The sequence below is a fragment of the Erythrobacter sp. W302b genome (assembly GCF_046452395.1).
Taxonomy (GTDB): domain Bacteria; phylum Pseudomonadota; class Alphaproteobacteria; order Sphingomonadales; family Sphingomonadaceae; genus Erythrobacter.
Map to the genome: position 1 here is coordinate 1929763 of NZ_JBKFDH010000001.1, position 19009 is coordinate 1948771.

At 67.6% G+C, this 19009-nt stretch carries 11 protein-coding genes; 7 read left to right on the plus strand and 4 right to left on the minus strand.

Annotated features, from left to right (window positions below; genetic code table 11):
* Positions 1-43 precede the first annotated feature (43 nt).
* From ACLBKT_RS09425 to ACLBKT_RS09435, 3 genes are all read right to left on the minus strand, one after another.
* Positions 44-970, minus strand: a complete 927-nt coding sequence (locus tag ACLBKT_RS09425; RefSeq protein WP_410182656.1) for an acetyl-CoA carboxylase carboxyltransferase subunit alpha — start codon at positions 968-970, stop codon at positions 44-46.
* A gap of 19 nt (positions 971-989) precedes the next feature.
* The gene (locus ACLBKT_RS09430; protein ID WP_410182657.1) at positions 990-4682 is read right to left on the minus strand and encodes an SDR family NAD(P)-dependent oxidoreductase; all 3693 of its coding nucleotides are present in this window, start codon (positions 4680-4682) and stop codon (positions 990-992) included.
* Positions 4683-4786: 104 nt separating this feature from the next.
* The gene (locus ACLBKT_RS09435; RefSeq protein WP_410182658.1) at positions 4787-10300 is read right to left on the minus strand and encodes an AMP-binding protein; all 5514 of its coding nucleotides are present in this window, start codon (positions 10298-10300) and stop codon (positions 4787-4789) included.
* A gap of 300 nt (positions 10301-10600) precedes the next feature.
* Here ACLBKT_RS09435 and ACLBKT_RS09440 point away from each other — a divergent pair, with 300 nt between their 5' ends.
* Positions 10601-12793 (plus strand): putative bifunctional diguanylate cyclase/phosphodiesterase, encoded by a 2193-nt coding sequence (locus tag ACLBKT_RS09440; RefSeq protein ID WP_410182659.1) that lies wholly within the window; start codon positions 10601-10603, stop codon positions 12791-12793.
* 90 nt (positions 12794-12883) lie between these two features.
* Here the strand turns inward: ACLBKT_RS09440 and queF are convergent, their stop codons facing one another.
* A complete protein-coding gene (queF, locus tag ACLBKT_RS09445; RefSeq protein ID WP_410182660.1) occupies positions 12884-13357 on the minus strand; it encodes a preQ(1) synthase in 474 nt (157 codons plus the stop codon).
* A 144-nt stretch (positions 13358-13501) separates the two neighbouring features.
* Here queF and ACLBKT_RS09450 point away from each other — a divergent pair, with 144 nt between their 5' ends.
* From ACLBKT_RS09450 to ACLBKT_RS09475, 6 genes are all read left to right on the plus strand, one after another.
* Positions 13502-14617, plus strand: coding sequence for a hypothetical protein (locus ACLBKT_RS09450; RefSeq protein ID WP_410182661.1), 1116 nt, complete (start codon positions 13502-13504; stop codon positions 14615-14617).
* A gap of 146 nt (positions 14618-14763) precedes the next feature.
* On the plus strand, positions 14764-15621 hold the full coding sequence (locus tag ACLBKT_RS09455; RefSeq protein ID WP_410182662.1) for a sulfurtransferase: 858 nt from the start codon (positions 14764-14766) through the stop codon (positions 15619-15621).
* Positions 15618-16811 (plus strand): cystathionine beta-lyase, encoded by a 1194-nt coding sequence (metC, locus tag ACLBKT_RS09460; protein WP_410182663.1) that lies wholly within the window; start codon positions 15618-15620, stop codon positions 16809-16811. The genes ACLBKT_RS09455 and metC overlap by 4 nt, the downstream gene beginning before the upstream one ends.
* The gene (locus ACLBKT_RS09465) at positions 16808-17821 is read left to right on the plus strand and encodes a mechanosensitive ion channel family protein (protein WP_410182664.1); all 1014 of its coding nucleotides are present in this window, start codon (positions 16808-16810) and stop codon (positions 17819-17821) included. Before metC ends, ACLBKT_RS09465 begins: the two co-directional genes overlap by 4 nt.
* 67 nt (positions 17822-17888) lie before the next feature.
* The gene (cobA, locus tag ACLBKT_RS09470; protein ID WP_410182665.1) at positions 17889-18701 is read left to right on the plus strand and encodes a uroporphyrinogen-III C-methyltransferase; all 813 of its coding nucleotides are present in this window, start codon (positions 17889-17891) and stop codon (positions 18699-18701) included.
* The gene (locus ACLBKT_RS09475) at positions 18698-18997 is read left to right on the plus strand and encodes a DUF2849 domain-containing protein (RefSeq protein WP_410182666.1); all 300 of its coding nucleotides are present in this window, start codon (positions 18698-18700) and stop codon (positions 18995-18997) included. Before cobA ends, ACLBKT_RS09475 begins: the two co-directional genes overlap by 4 nt.
* Positions 18998-19009: the final 12 nt, after the last annotated feature.

A 19009-nucleotide genomic window follows, 5' to 3' on the forward strand; every position in this document is an offset into this window, starting at 1 on the left:
GGCGTGAATCCGCCAGTCCCTCGGCTTCAGCAGGGCTCGCCGCCTAGCCCAAGCGCAGGAAGAACTCCTCACGCTCGCGCCGCAACGTGGCGGGGGTCAGCGCCGACAGCGCATTCAGTTCCGCGCGCAGGGCGAGCGTGAGGCGCTTGACGGTTTCGCCATGGTCGCGGTGCGCGCCGCCGCGCGGTTCGTAGACGATGCGGTGGATCACGCCCAATTTGAGCAGATCGCCCGCCGTCACCCGCATCGCCTCGGCTGCGGTGGCGGCCTGCGCGCTGCTGCGCCACAGGATCGAGGCGCAGCCTTCCGGCGAGATCACCGAATAGACCGCGTGCTCGAACATCAGCACGCGGTTCGCCGCCGCGAGCGCCACCGCCCCGCCCGATCCGCCCTCGCCGATGATCACCGCCACCAGCGGCACCCCGAGCGCAAGACAGGCCTCGGTCGAGCGGGCGATGGCTTCCGCCTGCCCCCGCGCCTCGGCATCGACGCCGGGGAAAGCGCCGGGGGTATCGACCAGCGTCACCACCGGAAGCCCAAAACGGTCGGCGAGCTCCATCAACCGGATCGCCTTGCGGTAGCCCTCGGGCCGCGCCATGCCGAAATTGTGCTTGAGCCGGCCCGGCGTGTCCTCGCCCTTCACATGGCCGATCACCACAACCTTGCGCCCCTCGAAGCGGGCGAAGCCGCCGATGATCGCCTGATCATCGCCAAAGGTGCGGTCGCCCGCGATGGGGAGGAACTCGGTGAACAACCCTGCGACCAGCTTTTCGAACCGCGGCCGCTGCGGATGGCGGGCGACCAGCGTGCGCTCCCACGGGGAGAGCCGCGCATAGGTGTCGGCGAGCAGCTTGTCCGCCCGCTCGCGCAGCATCCGCGCCTCCTCGGTGCCCTCGGCATGGGCGGCAAGCTCCGCCACATGCTTGTCGAGCGCCTCGATCGGCTTTTCGAAGGGCAGGTACTGGATCACGAGGCCCCCTCCCCCAGCGTCACACCGTCATCGACATGCCGCGATAGATCCGCGCCCGGTAGCGCGAGTCCTCGGCATCGGGCAGCGGCGCGCCGACGAGCAGCACCGCGCGGGCGAAGCGGCGGACCTCTTCGAGATGCTCGTCGAGATCGCGCGGCTCCTCCGATTGCACCCGGCGGGTGAGGTTGATCTGGTTGACCGGCACATCGTGGACCAGCCGCTCGTTCTCGACCGCAAGAGTGGCGGTAAAAGCGTGGAGCGTGGTCTTGATGAAGTTCGCCAGCGCAAAGGCCGGGGACTTGTCGCCCATCGGCACATCCGGGCTGGTCAGCACCAACTGGCAATCGTCGTAGAGCGAGGCGCGGCGCGAGACGCGGAAGTGGTGGGTGAGGTTGTCGGCCACCACATTGCGGAACTCCTCCGGCGTGAGCGGATCGTCGGTCGCGAACAGCTTGCCGGGAAGCGCCGACATCGGGGTCGAGAGGATCGTGGTCGGCTTGCCCCAGGCGAGCAGCGCCTCGTCCATCGCGGCTTCGATGTCGCTCGTCTTGACCAGCGAGGTCAGCGCCTCGGCGGTCTCGGGTTCGAGCTGCGCCTTGATCGCCTCGAAAGCCTCGGCGGTGCGGGTGATCAGCACCACATTGGCCGCGTGGCAATCCTCAATGAAGGCGCGTGCGGTCTCGGCGAGGTAGTCGGCGAGATGCTCGCCGATGATCCACACGGTCTTGCCGCGCATCTGGTCGAGGCGTTCCTGCTTGGGGCTTCCGAACAGCTCGCGCTCGGTGGTCGAGCGTTCGACGCTGAGGCCGCCCGAAGGCATGAAGGTCTCGCCCGAGACGGCGCGGTCCGCGAGGAAGAACACCGTCGCCTGCGCCACATCATGCTCGGTCGGCATCTTGCCGAGGTAGAGCTTGGAGAGCACCCCGCTGCCGACCTTCTTGGCCTCGACCGCGATCTTGTCGGCAGGTAGGTAAGGCGCGTCTTCCGGCGGCACGCGCATCAGCCAGTCGCCGTCTTCCGATGCCGGACGGTCGTTCCATTCGGGCGCGTCGAGGAACAGCCCCGCCTGCCGCAGCCGCCCGATCAGCGCGGCGGCGATCGCGGGGGTGAGGAGATACTGGTCCCAGGTGCAGGTGCCGTCCCCTTCGCGCGCGCAGGCCAGTGCCAGCTCGCGCAATTCGCGCGGGTTGTTGGTGTCGTGGCTCATCTTGGTGGTGTCGTTGCGGGCAAGCCGCGCCAGCACCGCCTCGACCCGCACCCCGCGCCGTATCGCCTTGATCGCGGCGGCGTGGACGGCGTTCAATCGCTTGTTCTCGAGGATCAGCTTGCCACGCCGCTCGAACAGCCCGGGCTTGCCGCCGGTGCCCGAGAGGCGGTCGCCATCCACGGGGCCGGGCGCGATGGCGTTGAACTGCACCTCCGGGCCGAGATAGCGCGCCATCGATTCCACCATCGCGCGCTGGCCCGCCTTCGACACGGCGTAGTCGGCACGGTTGGGATAGGCGACCGCCAGATATTTCTCGCCCCCGAAGTAGCTCGAAACGTTGAGGATATAGCCCGATCCTTGCGCCTTCATCAGCGGCGCGACGTGGTGCATCAGGAAGTAGTTCGACACGAGGTTCGCATCGAGCGTGTAGTTCCACGCGTCGACCCCCATGTCGACCACCATGTCCTCCGCGCCCGCAACGCCCGCGTTGTTGATCAGGTAGTCGATCCGCCCGAAGGCCTTGAGCGTCGCATCGACCGCGCCTTTGAGGCTTTCGAAATTGCTGACATCGACATTGGCGAGGGTCTGCACCCGGCGCTCGACGCCCGCAAAGCCGATGTCTTCCAGTTCCGAGACGATCTTGGCCCGCGCCACCGCGAGTTCGCTCTCGCGGCGGGCAACCATCATCACCTTGCCGCCCGCCAGCGCGAGCAGTCGCGCGACCTGCCCGCCGATCCCGGCCGAACCGCCGGTGATCAGCGCGACCTTGCCCAGATGCAGCCCGGTGATGTTCTCCGAGAAGCCGGGCATGGCCTTGCGGGCCCCGGTCGCCTCGCCGATGTTCGCGGGGACATAGAGCGTGATCTCGCCGAGCTTGCTTTCCTTCAGCAGGATGCGCGCGGCGTGGCCTGCGGTGAAGCGGATATTCTCGGCCTCGGTGTTGGTGAAGCGCACGATCTGGTTGCCCCACTCGGCTTGTCGGCGGCGGCCATGCGCGGTGTCTATCTCGCTCTCGTCGCGCCAGATGCGGATCAGCTGCTCGGTCGCGGCGCGCAGGATGTGGCCGTAGATGTCGCCCTTCCCGTCGCTCGCATGGCTGACGAAGACGAAGCGCGGCGGTTGCAGCAGGTTGTCGTGCCGCTTCCAGTAGCGGCTCATGGTCCGCGCGAGCGCCATGTTGCCCGCCAGTTCGGCATCCATCAGCGCCTCGACCACGCCATCATCCGCCGCGGTGATCGCACCGCTCAGTTCGCCTGCGCCCAGGGCCGGCAGGAACAGCGCGCCGCTGATGGGGGTGCCGCCCTTGGTATAGTCCTCGAGCGCGGCTTCCATCGCCGCGGGGTCCTTGCGGCTGAAGCGGATGATTGAGAGCTTGTCAGACAGGCCGAGCGCCGCGCTGCGCTTCTCGGCAATGGCGACATCCGCCGCGCGCGGCAGGCCGAGCACGACCTCGGCCCCGCAGGCGAGTTGCACCTGCGCGATTTCGAGCGCCTCTTCCCAGTCGTCGCCCGCCGCGATCAGCACGGCCAGACCCGTGCCGTCCATCGAGCGCATGGTGGGCCGCGCAAGGTAGGTCGAGCGCTGTTCCTTGCGCACGCTCATCCCGTGAGTGACCTCGAAATCGTGGCCGTTGTAGGCCGCGCTCTCGTCCGAACCGAGGAAGACGCAGGTGGTGGCGATGTCGGTCGGCGTGGGGAAGGTCTTGGCCTTTTCGTTGCCGCCCGTTGCCCGCTCGAGGCTCATCATGTCAAAGAACTGCGTCGCGGTGGTCCCCGCCGCGTCCCCGCGCGCGGCGTCCATCGCAGCGAAGACATTGCGAATACGCTCGCTCTCGATCGGGCCGGGGTAGACCAGATTGACGCGGATGCCCTTCGGCCCGAGCTCCAGCGACAATTCGCGGCTCCACGCATTCATCGCCGCCTTGGGGACGACGTAGGCGGCGCGCGCGTAATAGGGCGTGCGGCTGAAGATGGTCGAGACGTTGATGATCGAGCCGCCTTCCGGGATGTGCTCGGCGGCCACCCGCGCGACATTCCAGGCGACTCCGAAGATGTTGCGCAGCGCTTGACCCACAGTCTCGCTGTCGGTCGAGCCGGTCTTCTGGAGCGCTGCCAATTCCTCCGCCGACAGCGGCAGATTCTCGATCGGCTGCTTGGGCCCGGCGCTCCCGGCGTTGTTCACGAGAATATCGATCCGGCCGAACTGCTTTACCACCTCGGCGATGGCGGCGCGGACCGAGGCGATGTCGCCGCCATCCAGTGCCACCGTGGCGAGCCGCTCCGGGTCCGCACCGGTCGCCTTCAGCAGCGCCTCGGCCGCCGCCTTGGTGCGGTCGGGGGTGCGCCCCGTCATCACCACGGTTGCACCTTCTGCAAGATAATGGGTGACGATGTGCCCGCCGAGATTGCCCGCGGCCCCCGTGACGACGGCGATCTTGCCGGCGAGGCGGCCCGGAATATCGCCTTGCAGAGCAGGCGCAGCGGCAACGGCTTTCAATTTGGCCATGACTCTCTCCTCACAGAATTACCGCGAAGCGGGGCTTCGCTTTGCGTTTCGTTCAAACCCTGGGGAGGAGAGCTTCGAACGTTTCAAAAAGCGCAATGCGCGGGCTAGGCTTCCGGTTCCCCGGAAGTTGCAGATGTCGCACTCAACGCGGCCCCCAATGCAGCCCACGCCTCGAGCAACGCATCCCGGCTTCGCAGGCCCATTTCGGGCAGCGCATGGTTGACCACGTAGGTCGAGCCCGTGTGCCGGTTGTCCCACATCGCTTGGTGCGCTTCGGGCAACCCGTCCCACGGCACCACCTCGGGCTCGGTCACTTCGAGCAGGCCGGCCGCGATCATGTCGTTCATCCGCGCGACCTCGTAGGCGTTGCACAGGTGCGTGCCGAAGATCTGCGCGGTGGGCATGAAGATGCGCCGCTGGCGGGTCCAGACCTGAGGCGCGTAGAAGGTGAAGCGGCAGCCTGTCAGGTCTTCGGCAAAGATCACGCGACCCGTGAAGGGCTTGACCAGCGAGGTCGAGATGCCGAGCGTGTCCTGCCCCGCGCGCTCGAACACCAGATCGGGGCTGCCGCGCGGATTGTCGGGCGAGCGCAGGATCTTGCCCACCGCCGAGCCGAAGGGCTTCATCACCCGGTCCTGATAGTCGCGCACCGCGGCCTTGAAGACCTCGATATCGGCCTTGGCATCGGGCAGGCGCGGCATGGTGTCGGGCCAGTGGAAATTCGCGCCCTCGCGGCGGCGGATGCTTTCGAGGGAGACGATACCCTCGATCGCGTCCTCCAGCCCCAGCGATTGCAGGAATTCGCGCTGGCCGTCGGTGGTGGTGGCGATGACGCTCTTGGCGTTGAAGCGGCGCGCGGCCTCGATCATTTCGAGACCGGTTTCGTCGAGCAGTTCGCTCGACCCCGGCCCGTAGAAGATCAGCACTGCCTCTCCGCCCCTGAGCGCGGCACGGCGGAGCATTTCCTCGGGGCTCGCCGTCCCCGGCTTGCCCATGAAGCTGAAGTGGTAGCCCGACGAGGCGCCGTAGAAGGCGAGCGTGCCGCCCTCGGCCAACAGCTGGAACGAGCGCGGGAAGGCCGTCTCGCCCGCATGGCTGACGACATAATCGGCAAGCTTGCCGCCGTTCAGTGCCTTGTATTCCTCGATGAGCGGCGCGCCTGCGGCTTCCCACGCCTGCGCTTCTGCCTTGTCCTCTGGCACCACGGTGTAGAGGTCGGCGAAACGCGCATCCTTGCGGTTGATCGCGCCCACCGCGCCCTGCACCTGCGTGATGAACTTTGCGCGTTCCTCGGAGGATACCAGCCCCGTCACCTGCAAGCCGGTGCGCACCGAAGACCGCAAGGCATCGAGCCCCGTCCCCGTCGCCGCGCCCTCGACGAACAGCGTCCGCCCCGGCGCAATCTGCAAGGTGGTGAACAGGCAGCGCGCGATGGTGCCGAGGTTCAGCACATAGCTCCCCGCCTGCTCCAGCGTCAGATCGGGCGGCACTTTGTGCATCTGCGGGGCCTGCACCGTCAGGAACTGCGCGTGGCTGCCGGTCTCGGTCTCGTAGCCCTGAATGGAGAAGTCCGCATACATCGGATCATTGCCGACTTGCGGGCTGAGGAGGTCGTTCGTCCCCGAATAGACCGTCACCAGATCGCCGACCTTGATCCGCCCCTGCGCGCGCGTCTCCGAGCCGAGCGCAGCAACCAGCGCGATCCCGCCCGATCCGGTGATCTGCACGTCCTCCTCATGCGCATCGAAGGGCGAGACGGGGATGCCGGTCAGCGCCCAGATGTCGTTGAAGTTGACCTCGCTGGTCAGCATGTAGAGCAGCGCCTCGTTGGGCGCAGGCTCTGGCACCTTGACGATCAGCTCCTTCTCATGGCTCGCGGGCGGGCCGAAGCGGGGCTGGCCGGTATCGGGATCGCGGGCGATGCCGAAGGCATATTGGTGGCTCGGGATCGGGGTGACGCCGGGATAGAAGGGCGCGCCGACGGGGAGCAGATCGCCTGCCGCTTCCAACGCCTGCGCGTGCATCTCATGCTCGGCGTCGATCCACACGCCATCGCGCCGCACCGGGAGCGGGGGCGCGACCTTGTCCATGAATTGCTTGATGCCGGTCTTGCCGCCCTCGGGATCGACGATGGCCTCGGAGAACAGCCGCGCCTCGCGCGCTGTCCCTTGGGTGATGCCGTGTTCGAGGCCGGTGCGCACCGCGTCCAGCGCCCGCGCCCCTGCGACGTCGCGGCCCGCCCATGCGAGCTGCCTGAGGATGCGCTGCAGGAAGTCGTCCTCCAGCACCGCGTCGAGGCTGATGTCCGATGCCGCCTCCCAGCGCACCGTCGCCGCTTGCCGTTCCGCGAAAGCGAAGCCGAGCGCGCTGGCCGGGCCGCGCTTCACGAAGTCGCGCACCGCGGCATGGGCGGCGGAGAGCGCGTCCTCGGCGCCGTCCACAAGCTGATCGACCACGCCAATCGCGGCCGCCTGTTCCGCCGTGATGCTGCGCCCGCCAAGGATAAGGTCGAGCGCATCGCGCACGCCTTCCGCCCCGCGCCGGTCGGCGAGCAGGCGCGGCAGGCGCTGGGTGCCGCCATATCCGGGGAGCAGCCGGAGGCGAATTTCGGGCTGGCCGAAACGCGCGACCGGCTCGGCAATGCGGTAATGGCAGGCGAGCGCAAACTCCATGCCGCCCCCCAGCGCGACGCCCTGCACCGCCGCCACACAAGGCTTGTTCATGCTCTCGATGGTGCGGAAGGCGAGGTGCGCGTTGTTGGGCAGCACCATGGCCTCCTCGACCGTGTGAATCTCCTCGAGCATCTGCCGGATGTCCGCTCCGGCGACGAATGAGCTGGTGCCCTCGCCGGTGAACACAACAGCGACCACAGAGTCATCGCGCGCGAGGGTGGAGGTGACCAGCACCAGCTCGTCGATGGCGCGTTCGTTCAGGGCATTGACCGGCGGATTGGTGACCGTGACCGTCGCGACCTGCTTGCCGGGTGCGACGGTGTTGTATTGCACGAGGAAGTAGCGGTGCCGGTCAAACAGCGCCTGTTCGTCGCTCATGCGTTGCTTGCGCTGCCAGTCGGTGATGACGGTGCGCAGTTCGTCCAGCGCCTCGGGGTTCCTGAGCGTCGTGATGTCCCCGACGTCCTCGCCCACCACCAGCGCGCGGACCATGCGGCGCATGTATTTGCCCGAGCGGGTCTCGGGGAACTGGCTGACCTCGATGAAATCGGCGGGAACCGCGACAGCGCCCTTCTCGGTGCGCACAAGATCGAACAGACGGCGCTTGTCCTCATGCGTCAGCTTGCGACCCGCCACCGGCACCACGAAGGCGAGCGGGGTCAGCCCCTTCTCGCGGTGCGGGGCGCCGACCACCAGCACATTGCCGACCGGCGAGTCCGGCGCCAATGCCTTGTCGCGCAGCACCGCGCCCTCGATTTCCTCGGTGCCCATGCGGTGACCCGAGACGTTGATGACGTCATCGCTCCGCCCATGCAGCGAGAAGGAACCGTCCGCATGCTGGATCGCGAAGTCGCCCTGGGTATAGGCCCATGCACCCCTCCAGCGCTTCCAGTAGCCCTCCTCCCAGCGCTTGGCATCGCCGCGCCAGGCGGGATCGACCCGGCCATCCGCGACCTTGAAGCCCGCGATGTCGCCCCAGATGGTGCGCGCGAGGTAGGGATAGGGCGCGGCGATGACGATTTCGCCCTTCTCGCCGATTTCCGCCTTGCGCCAAGGCACGCCGCCATCGTCCGAGCGGGCGAAGGGAGCATCCGCGCCCTTGCCCGCTTCATCCTCGACCCACACGTCGCCCACGATCCACGGCAACGGATAGGCGTGCGCATCGGGCCGCAGCGGGAAATCGTCATTGGCGAACATGTGCGTCCACGCGATCCCGCCGTGCTCCGTCGCCCAGTAGCTATTGATGTAGCGCGGTGTGACGTGCTCCATCCCGAAGGCCTGCACGCTCGGCGAGACGGGTTCGGCGCAGAAGGTCGCCACGCGCAAGCCGCTCATGTCGTAGCGCTCGACCTCGGCGAGGTTGGCCGGATCGGACATGATCGACTTGAGGAACGTCACCCCCGCCTTGAAAATGCGCACCTTGTGCCGCTCGATCATTGAGGCGAAGCGGCCCGCGTGGGGGAAGACCGGCGAGCCTTCGCTCACCAGCGAGGTCACCCGCGTCATCAGCGGCGCGCAGATCAGATAGCTCTGCCCGGTGATCCAGCCCGGATCGGCGACCACGAACAGGGTGTCGCCGGGACGCGCGTCGAAGCTTGCCGCCATGGTCTCGGCCACGCCCGCCGCATAGCCGTGCGAATGGACGATCCCCTTGGGCTTGCCGGTCGAACCCGAGGTGTAGATGAAGAACATCGGATAGTCGGCATCGACCGGCAACGGCTTCGAGGAAGCCCAGATCGCGTGGATGAAATCGGTATCGGGCAGCGCCATCAGCTCGGCTTCGGACTGCACCGCAAAGCCCGCAGCGCGCGCCTTCTCCAGCACGGTCACCAGCGCCGCGTCGGTCAGTTCATGGCTCCAGCGGTCCCGCTCCTCGCGCCAGATCATGTCGGGCTGATGGGTGTGTCGGCAGACGATCACCGCCTCCACGCGCGGCGGCAGGGTGACGAGGCTGGAGGCAATCGCGATCCGCACGCGGGCGGCATCGGCTGACGTTATACGCCCTTCCGCCCCAAGATTGATCAGCGCCCGGCCCACGCCGCGCATCACGTCCGAACGGTCGACCGTGATCTCCCCCGCGAGCGCCTCGCGCACGGTATCGAGGATCGTGTCATGCCCGCCCTCGGGCAATTCCAGATCGAGCCCGCCGAGGATGTCGAGCGCCGTCGTCACCGGCACGAAGTTATCGAGCGCCGGGTCGGTGTAGGCGTTCTTGAAGGCCGCGACCTGCGCGTTGCGGTAGGAACCGTCGCTGGTGACGATCACCCGCGCGCCGGTGTCGGCGATGCGGTCGGACAGGGTCTTGTCCGAGAAGCCCCCGAACACCGCCGTATAGACCACGCCCATCCGCTTGGCGGCCTCGGTCCAGTAGATCTGCGGCACGATGCTCGGCATGTTCAATGCCATGCGGTCACCCGGCTTCAGGCCCAGCGCCTCCAGCGCCACGGCGCATTTGGCCACTTCCAGTAGCAGGCGCTTGCGGCTGATGGTGAAGCAGTCGATCGGCGCGCCCTTGCCGCCGTTCGCGCTCATGTCCCAGCGGTCACCCTCGAAGATCAATGCCGCTTCCTCGCCGTGCCCGGCCAGCACATGGCGATCCAATTCCGAAAACGCCGCATTGGTGCGCCCGCCCACGAACCAGCGCCAGTGCGGGGCATTCGATCCATCGAACCCGGCCGTCCACGGGGTAAAGTCTGCGGGCAGAACCGGGCTGACGGGCGCGGCGGAAGCGGCATCCCAGCCGGACCACCGGCCATCGTCACCCTTGGCGATCCACGCGCCCGACGGGCCGACATCGGCCACGAACCAATGCATGTTGCGGGCCGCAATCGCCCCGTGGAACGCGCCGGGATCAGCCAGCGCCGCGGCACGCATCGCCTCCCAGTCGGCACGCGTGCGGACAGGATTGGTCAGCGCCACCGGCGCATTCGCAAGCAAGCTATTCACAGGAATGACGCCGTCCCCCGATTCGCAAAAGATCCGCAGTGCGCGATCCCCCACGCTCGGCGACAATGCAGCAAAATTACACAAGGCAGCGATCGTGAGCAAGAATATGCCACGGCAGCCACCTGTCCCGACAACGCCGCGCATCGAAAACAGTTCCGCACCCTTTGCCGCGATATTCTCACGCTTGAGCCTGCGCCCCCGCGCGTGACGTTAGCTGTAACGGTTTATCAATCACGTTTGGTCTATCCCTCGTGACCGTCGTGAGTGCTGCGCCAGCCAGCCCCCAAACAAGGACGAGCAATGCCCCTTGGCTTTCTCAAATCCGCGCGTGAGCCCAAGCGCCCCGTGCCAGACGCGCAGACCCCGGTCGCGGAACCGCGTCCCGACGGTGCGGCTGTGCTGGGCGAAGTCGAGGAGCTCGGCATCGGCATGTTCTGGGCGACCGACGCGGAGGGCCATCTGAGCTTTTTGTCGCAACGCGCTATGGTCGATCTCGGCACTGACAGCCAGGCGATGATCGGCAAGCCGCTGACGCAGCTGTTTCATGATGTCGACGAGGAAGACGGTGGCCCGTCGCAGCGCAGTCTCGCCTTCAAGCTCAAGGCCCGTTCCAAGCTGGACGAGCAGATCGTCGCGGTGCCCAATGGGCGCGGTGCCACCCGCTGGTGGCGGCTCAACGGGCGGCCGCTGTCTGACGCGGCGGGCAACTTCAGGGGCTATCGCGGCAGCGCTGTCGATATCTCGGCGCAATATGCTTACGAAACGCAAGTCGCGCGGCAATCGCAGGTGGACGAGCTGACCGGACTCGCCAACCGCCGCAAGCTCAACGAACGGCTGACGGCGATGCTGTCCGCCTTTCGGGTCAGCCAGCGCAGCTGCGCGTTGATGATGCTCGATCTCGACCGCTTCAAGCAGGTCAACGACACCATGGGCCATCCCGCGGGCGACGAATTGCTCAAGCAGGTGGCCCAGCGCCTGTCCTCGATCGTGAAGGACGCGGGCGAAGTGGGCCGGCTGGGCGGCGACGAGTTCCAGGTCTTGCTACCCGACATGGATGACCGCGGCACGCTGGGCGAGCTGGCCAATCGCATTGTCCAGTCGATCTCGCAGCCCTACCAGATCAATGGCCGCCGGGCGATCATCGGCACGTCGGTCGGCATCGCGATTGCGCCCTATGACGGGGTGGAGACGGACGAGCTGACCCGCTCGGCCGACATGGCGCTGTACTCTGCCAAGGAAACCCGCGGCGGCACCTTCTGCTTTTTCACCAGCGAATTGCGCGATGCCGCTTCGAAGACAGCGATGCTGGGCGACCGCTTGCGCGATGCGGTGGATCGCGGGGAGCTGCAACTTGCCTATCAGCCGCTCGTCGATCCGAACACCAACGAAGTGAAGTGCTTCGAAGCCCTCCTGCGCTGGCACGACGAGGACGAGGGCGATATCAGCCCGTCGCAGTTCATTCCCGTCGCCGAGAATGACGATCTCATCATCCGCATCGGCGAAATGGCGCTGAAGCAGGCGTGCATGGATGCGTTGTCCTGGCCCGATACCATCCGGGTGGCGGTCAACGTCTCGGCCAAGCAGTTTATCCGACCCGGCTATCGCAAGGCGGTGGCAGCGGCGTTGCAGGCCTCGGGCCTCGCGCCGGGCCGACTTGAGCTGGAGATCACCGAAAGCGTGTTCGTGGGCGATCTGGAGACGGTCGATGCGATCTTCCGCGATCTGAAGAAGCTGGGCGTGCGCCTGTCGCTTGATGATTTCGGCACGGGCTATTCCTCGCTCGGCTACCTCAAGCACGGCCACTTCAACAAGATCAAGATCGACCAGAGCTTCGTGCGCGGCTGCACCGAGAATGGCGACACCAACCCCGCGATCATCACCGCGATCGTCGCGCTCGCCAAGGCGCTCGGCATGGAGACGGTTGCCGAGGGCGTCGAGGCGATGGACGAGCTGGAACTGGTCAAGGCCCGCGGCGCGGACCTGGTTCAGGGCTACATCTTCTCGCGGCCGATCACGCAGGATCAGGTGCTCGCACAGTTCTCCGAAGCATCAAGTGTTTTCCGCCCCAGCGGCCCGCCCCGCCACCGCGCCGAGCGGATCACGATCTTCCGCAAGGTCGGGCTGATCCACGAGGATCATTATTACGACGTGATCCTGCGCAACCTGTCCAAGACCGGCGCGCGGATTACCGGGCTGGCCGGGGTGCCGGTCGGGACTGACGTGGTGCTCGATCTCGGCCATGGGCAGCTGGTGGTGAGCAAGGTGGTCAACGCCACCGAGAACAGCCAGGGTCTGAAGTTCGAAACCTCGCTGATCAGCGATGGCAGTGGCGGGTTCATGACCCGGCACCGCATCTCGCCCTATTCCCTCGCCGAAGCGGGAATCCCGCTGGCGGCGCTCGGCGCAGGGGCCTTCCCGCTCGCCAAGTGGCGCGAGGCGAACAAGACCGTGCCCAAGTTCGTGCAGCTAGAGCTGAGCGCGCCTGGGCTCTGAAGCACGCCCACGTGTTTCACGTGGAACAGCGAATGAACCCGCAACCACTCGCTTACGCGCCGACAACCACGTGATGACCGCTGTGCGTCCTCAGCCGCGACCGCGATAGGTCGGCACGCCCTGATCGGGCAGCCACAGACCTTCGGGCGGCGCACCGCTTTGCCAGAACACGTCGATCGGAATGCCGCCGCGGGGATACCAATAGCCGCCGATCCGCAACCAGTGCGGGCGCATCTCCTCAAACAGGCGCACCCCGATCCCCACGGTCACGTCTTCGTGGAAGCCGTTGTGGTTGCGGAACGACCCAAGGAACAGCTTCAGGCTCTTGCTCTCGACGATGGTTTCGTTCGGCACATAGTCGATCACCAGATGCGCGAAATCGGGCTGGTTGGTCACCGGGCACAGCGAGGTGAACTCGGGCGAGACAAACCGCACCACAAAGGTCAAGCCGGGGCGCGGATTGGGGACATAGTCGAGCACCGCTTCTTCGGGCGAGGCCGGCAGCGGGGTATCGCGGCCGAGAAATTGCGGCGCGCGCGCGGGCGTATCGGGTGTGCTTTCCATGCCGCGCTGTTGCCTTGAAGCGCGCAGGGACGCAAGCGGGGAACTGGACGCGGCGGCACGCAAATCCCTATGGGGACAGCGCAGGTTCACCCTGCCCCGCCCACAATTCCCGGCTTTCCCGACTCAGTTGAGCTGCACCGCGCCATGATCCGCTTGCCTGCCCGCTTTTTTCCCGCTTGCCTGACGGCCGCCGCGCTGGCGCTGCCCGCTCCGCTTTTCGCCCAGCAGCAACCCGACACCTTCACTCTGCCCGAAGCGACACCCACGCCCAGCCCTGCCCCGGCGGGCCCTGCCGACGAACGCGCCGGGGTGGCCATCCCGCCGCGCGCCGTGCCGAGTGCCGCGCCCTCGCCAGTGATCGCGCCGCTCCCTTCACCGAGCGCGGCACGCTCGCCCAGCCCGAGCCCGCGCGACATCCTCACCCCCAGCCCGTCAGCCGCGCCCCGACCCGCGCCGCAAGTGGGCGCCAGCGCACCAGCGTCCCCCGCCATCGCGCCCGCCGCCACGCCTTCGGACAGCGCCGCTGGCGATATCCTCACGCTCCCGCCTGCCGGGCCACAAGCGGTCCCTGCCGCGCCGCCGACCAGCCCGAGCGTGGCTGTGGGCGAACCGCTGTTCGATGGGGTCGGCGGGTGGCCGCTTGTGGCAGGCGCGCTCGCTGCGATCGCCGTGCTGGGCGGGTTTGCAATTTGGCGGCGGCGGCGCAAGCCCAAGATGGTGCGCCTCGCTCCGCCGGTCGATGCCGGTGACACCGCAGCGCCCGCCCCCCTCGACAACGCGCCCCGGCTCGACCTCACGCTCGAGATCGTCTCGGCGACCCGCAGCCTGATGATGTTCACGCTGCAATACCGCCTCAACATCGCCAACCGATCAGACCGCGCGGTGACCGACCTCAACGCCGCGATACAGCTCGCCTGCGCGCGGGCGAGTGCGGGCGCTGCGCCCTCTGTCGGAGCGGCACAGTCTACTGCGGGGATCGCGCGCGTCGGCCCGCAACAGGCGCGCAGCATCACCGGCGAAGTGCAGATGCCGCTGTCTGCGATCCAGCCGCTGCGGCAGGGGATGACACCGCTGTTCGTGCCGCTCGTCCACATCACGCTCGAAGGTGAGGGCCTGCTCCCGATCAACCGCAGCTTCGTGATCGGCCCGCCTTCGGCAAGCGGGCGCGTCCACCCGATCCTGCTTGATGCGCCGCCGGGCCGGATCGCCGGGTTGGTGGCGCAGGCGGTGTCGCTGCCTCCGGCCGCAGCCGCGGCCTGATTCGCTGGCTGAGACGCGCCGCCTCCCCATCCCGGATCGCGTCCGGGACGCGGAGGGACCAGCTCGGCCCCCCGCACACCACCCCTCTCGTCCCGCAGACCGCGCCCCCTTTGCGCCGCCGCCCGCGGCACGCTAGGGTCCGGCCCATGACCAAGCTTCCTTCTTCGCTCGTTTCGACCGACTGGCTCGCCGACAACCTTGGCGCGCCCGGCCTTGCCGTGCTCGATGCCTCCTATCACCTGCCCTCCGCCGCGCGCGATGCCGGGGCGGAGTTTGCCGCCGGCCACATCCCCGGCGCGCGCTTCCTTGGGCTGGCCAGCCTGTTCGATGCCGGATCGAGCGTGCCCTACGCCTTCCCCACCCCCGACCAGCTCGCCGCGCGGCTCGGCCTGCTGGGGGTGCGGGGCGAAGACGCGATCATCCTTTATGATGACAGCGCGATCCGCACCTCGGCGCGGGCGTGGTTCGTGCTGACCGCGATGGGATGGGACAATGTCGCGATCCTTGATGGCGGCCTCGGCAAATGGCGCGCAGAGGGCCGCGCGCTCACCAGCGGCGCGGAGCATGGCGCAACCATCGCGCCCGTCCACCTCGCCCCGCCGCGGCGGGTGCGCAGCAAGGCCGATATGCTCGCCAACATCGCCAGCGGCCGCGAACAGGTGCTCGACGCGCGCGGGGCTGACCGGGTCTATGGCACCGGGATCGACCCGGTGCATGGCGGCCCCAATGGCCGCATTCCGGGCGCGCTGAACCTGCCCTTCGGCGGCGTGCTGAACGCTGACGGCACTTACAAGTCGCCGGACGCCATCCGCGCCGCGCTGATCGACGCCGGGATCGACCTCGACCAGCCCGTCACCACCACCTGCGGCAGCGGCGTCACCGCGAGCGTGCTGATGTTCGCGATGCACCTGATCGGCAAGCACGACACCGCGCTCTATGATGGCAGCTGGAGCGAATGGGGCGCGGACCCCGATACCCCCAAGCTTCAGGGCCCCGCTGCATGAGCGGCAGCGATAGCGGCAAGCCTTTGAAGCCCGCCACCCGGCTGGTGCGGGGCGGACGGCGCAAGGAATGGACCGGGCCGGTGGTGAACCCGCCGGTGTGGCGCGCCTCCACCCACCTCTATGACAAGGACGCTGATCGCCACGCGGCGGGCGGCAACAATGCCGACGGGCAGTTCTTCTATGGCCGCCGCGGCGCGCCGACCCAGTGGGCGCTGGCCGAAGCGCTCACCCAGATCGAGCCGGGCGCCTACGGCACCCAGCTTTACCCCAGCGGCGTGGCGGCGATTGCCGGGTGCATGTTCGCGGTGCTCAAACCCGGCGACCGGCTGCTGATGGCCGACAACGCCTATGACCCCTCGCGCAGCATGGCGACGGGGCTGCTGACGCGGATGGGGGTGACGACGACCTTTTTCGACCCGCGCGATCTGGACGCCTATGCCGCGCTGTTCGCCGACCCGGTGAAGGCGGTGTGGCTGGAAAATCCCGGCAGTCTTACTTTCGAGGTCTGCGATATCCCCGCTCTGGCCGCCATCGCCCGGCAGCATGGCGCGGTGAGCATGGTCGACAACACCTGGGCCAGCCCCTTGGGCTTCGCCGCGCTGCAACACGGCTGCGACATCGTGATGATGAGTCTCTCGAAGCATGTCGGCGGGCATTCCGATTTGATGATGGGCAGCGCCAGTGCGGGCAAGCGCTGGTACACGGCCCTGCGCCGCACCGCGCAGGAACTGGGTCAGGTGGTCGCGCCCGATGATGCGGCGCTCGCCGCGCGCGGCCTGCGCACCATGGGCCTGCGGCTGGAAGCGCAGACCCGCTCGGCGCTGAGAATCGCCCAATGGCTTGAGGCTCAGCCGCAAGTGGCCAAGGTGCTCTGCCCGATGCTGCCTTCGTACCCCGGCCATGCTGTGTGGGCGCGCGATTTCACCGGCGGCTGCGGGCTGTTCGCCTTCGTGCTGGCGAGCGATGATCCGCACGCCTCGGCCCGCGTGGCCGACGCGCTCGATCTGTTCGGGATCGGCTATAGCTGGGGTGGGTTCGAGAGCCTCGTTCTGCCGATCACGCCCCGGACCTATCGCAGCGTGATGCCCTGCGCGACCGGAGGCAGGCCTGCGCTCCGGCTCTCTATCGGGATGGAGGATACGGACGACCTGATCGCCGACCTGGCGCAAGCGCTGGCGCAAGCCGGATGACCCAGCCCGCCCCCACGCCAGCCCCGGACTCCGCCGAGATCGTCAGCGGCGCGGACAATCTGCGCGAGGAGGTGGGGGAGCGCAGCGAGACCATCGGCGGGATCCTCAACCGGCTCGACAGCTTCGCGGTCGAGGTCGGTGATTGGCGCATTTCGTCCTTCGACGTGCTGTTCACGGTCGCCGCGATCCTGTTGGTGCTCGCCTTTGCCTGGGCCGCGACGCGGCTCACCCGGAGCGCGCTGCGGCGGTTGACCGCGCTCGACGGCACCCAGCGCGTGCTCGCCGAAAAGGTCGCCACCATCGTGATCTGGATCACGACCTTTCTGATCGGCGTCGACCTGCTGGGCATTGATTTGACAGCGCTGACCGTGTTCTCCGGCGCCTTCGGCCTCGCCATCGGGTTTGGCCTGCAAAAGACCTTCGGCAACCTCATCTCCGGCATCATCCTGCTGATGGACAAGTCGATCAAGCCGGGGGACGTCATCGCCGTGACCGATCAGGCCGGGGTGCAGACCTTCGGCCAGATCCGCAAGATCGGCATCCGCGCGATCTCGGTCGTCACCCGGGATGAGCGCGAATATCTGATTCCGAACGAAAACCTGATGATCAATCAGGTCGAGAATTGGTCCTATTCCTCGCGCAATGTCCGCATTCAGGTGCCCGTCGGGGTGAGCTACGATACCGACATGGCGCTGGCCGAAGAGCTGATGCTCAAGGCCGCCAGAAACGCGCGGCGCGTGCTCGATACCCCGCCGCCGACGGTGTGGTGGGGCGGGTTTGGCGACAATTCGGTCGATTTCACCATCCACTGCTGGATCAACGATCCCGAGGAAGGCGTGGGCAATGTCCGCAGCGAGGTGATCAAGCACCTATGGGCGCTGTTCAAGGAGCACGGGGTGGAGATTCCCTATCCCCAGCGCGATCTGCGCCTGCGGCAAAGCGGCGAGCTGGAGCGCCTGATCGCGGTGCTGGAACAGCGCGGCGAACTGCCCAAGCCCGAGGCGCAATAGTTCCGCTTCGCCGCGGCCAAACCATTCTCGCTGGAACGGATCGGCGCGCTGGCCCATCTGCCGGGTCATGCAGCAGAGTGGCACCATCTATCTCGTCGGCGCGGGGCCGGGTCCGGTGGACCTCCTGACCCTGCGCGCCGCCCGCCTGATCGAGCGCGCGGAAGTGATCGTCCATGACGGGCTGATCGGGCCGGACATCCTCGGCCTTGCCCGGCCCGATGCACGGCTGATCTCGGTCGCCAAGCAGCGCGCGCGCCACACTTTGCCGCAGGAGGCGATCAACGCCCTGCTGGTGCGCGAGGCACAGTCCGGACACGATGTGGTGCGACTGAAAGGCGGCGATCCGTTCATCTTCGGCCGCGGCGGCGAGGAGGCCGAGGCGGCGCGCGCCGCTGGCGTCCCCGTGGAGGTGGTCCCCGGCATCTCTGCGGCGCAGGGCGCAGGCGCGGCGGCGCAGATCGCCCTCACGCATCGTGACGCCTCGAGCATCGTCTCTTTCGTCGCGGGCCAGTGCAAGGGCCTCGCCGAGCAGGACTGGTCGGGCCTCGCGGGCAAGGGCCGCACGCTGGTGATTTACATGGGCGTCTCCACCGCGCCGCAGATCGCCGAGAAGCTGATGGCGGACGGTCTCGCCCCCTCGATGCCCGTCGCCGTGATCGAAAACGCCGCGCGCCCGGAAATGCGGGTGCTGCGCGGGTTGCTGGCGGGCCTGCCGGAACTGGTGGAGCGGGAAGCGGTGAAGAGCCCCGCGCTCATCGTCATCGGCGACGTCACCGCACGCCTCTCCCGCCATCCTGACGAAAGTCAGGATCGGTCGGAGGTTCGCGCCTTGCTGGAAGCGATCCCGGGTCACGCCCGGGATGACGGAGATAGTGCATGAAAATCCTCACCGGCAACGACCTGCGCTCGGGCGCTGTCACCTGGTGGAACGGCAGCGGCTGGTCCCTGTTCGTCGACGATGCCGTCGATGTTGGCGATGACGCGGAAGAAATCCTTGCCCGCGAGGAAGCCGCGCGCCGGGTCAACGTGCCCTACGCGATCGAGGCGAGCATCGACGCCGCCGGCCACGTCCGCCCCGCGCATATCAAGGACCGCGTGCGCGCGCTCGGCCCCACGGTGCGCCGCGACCTCGCCGTGCCGACCGCCGACAAGACCGGCTGGGACTGGGTGATCTGATGCGCCTGCCTG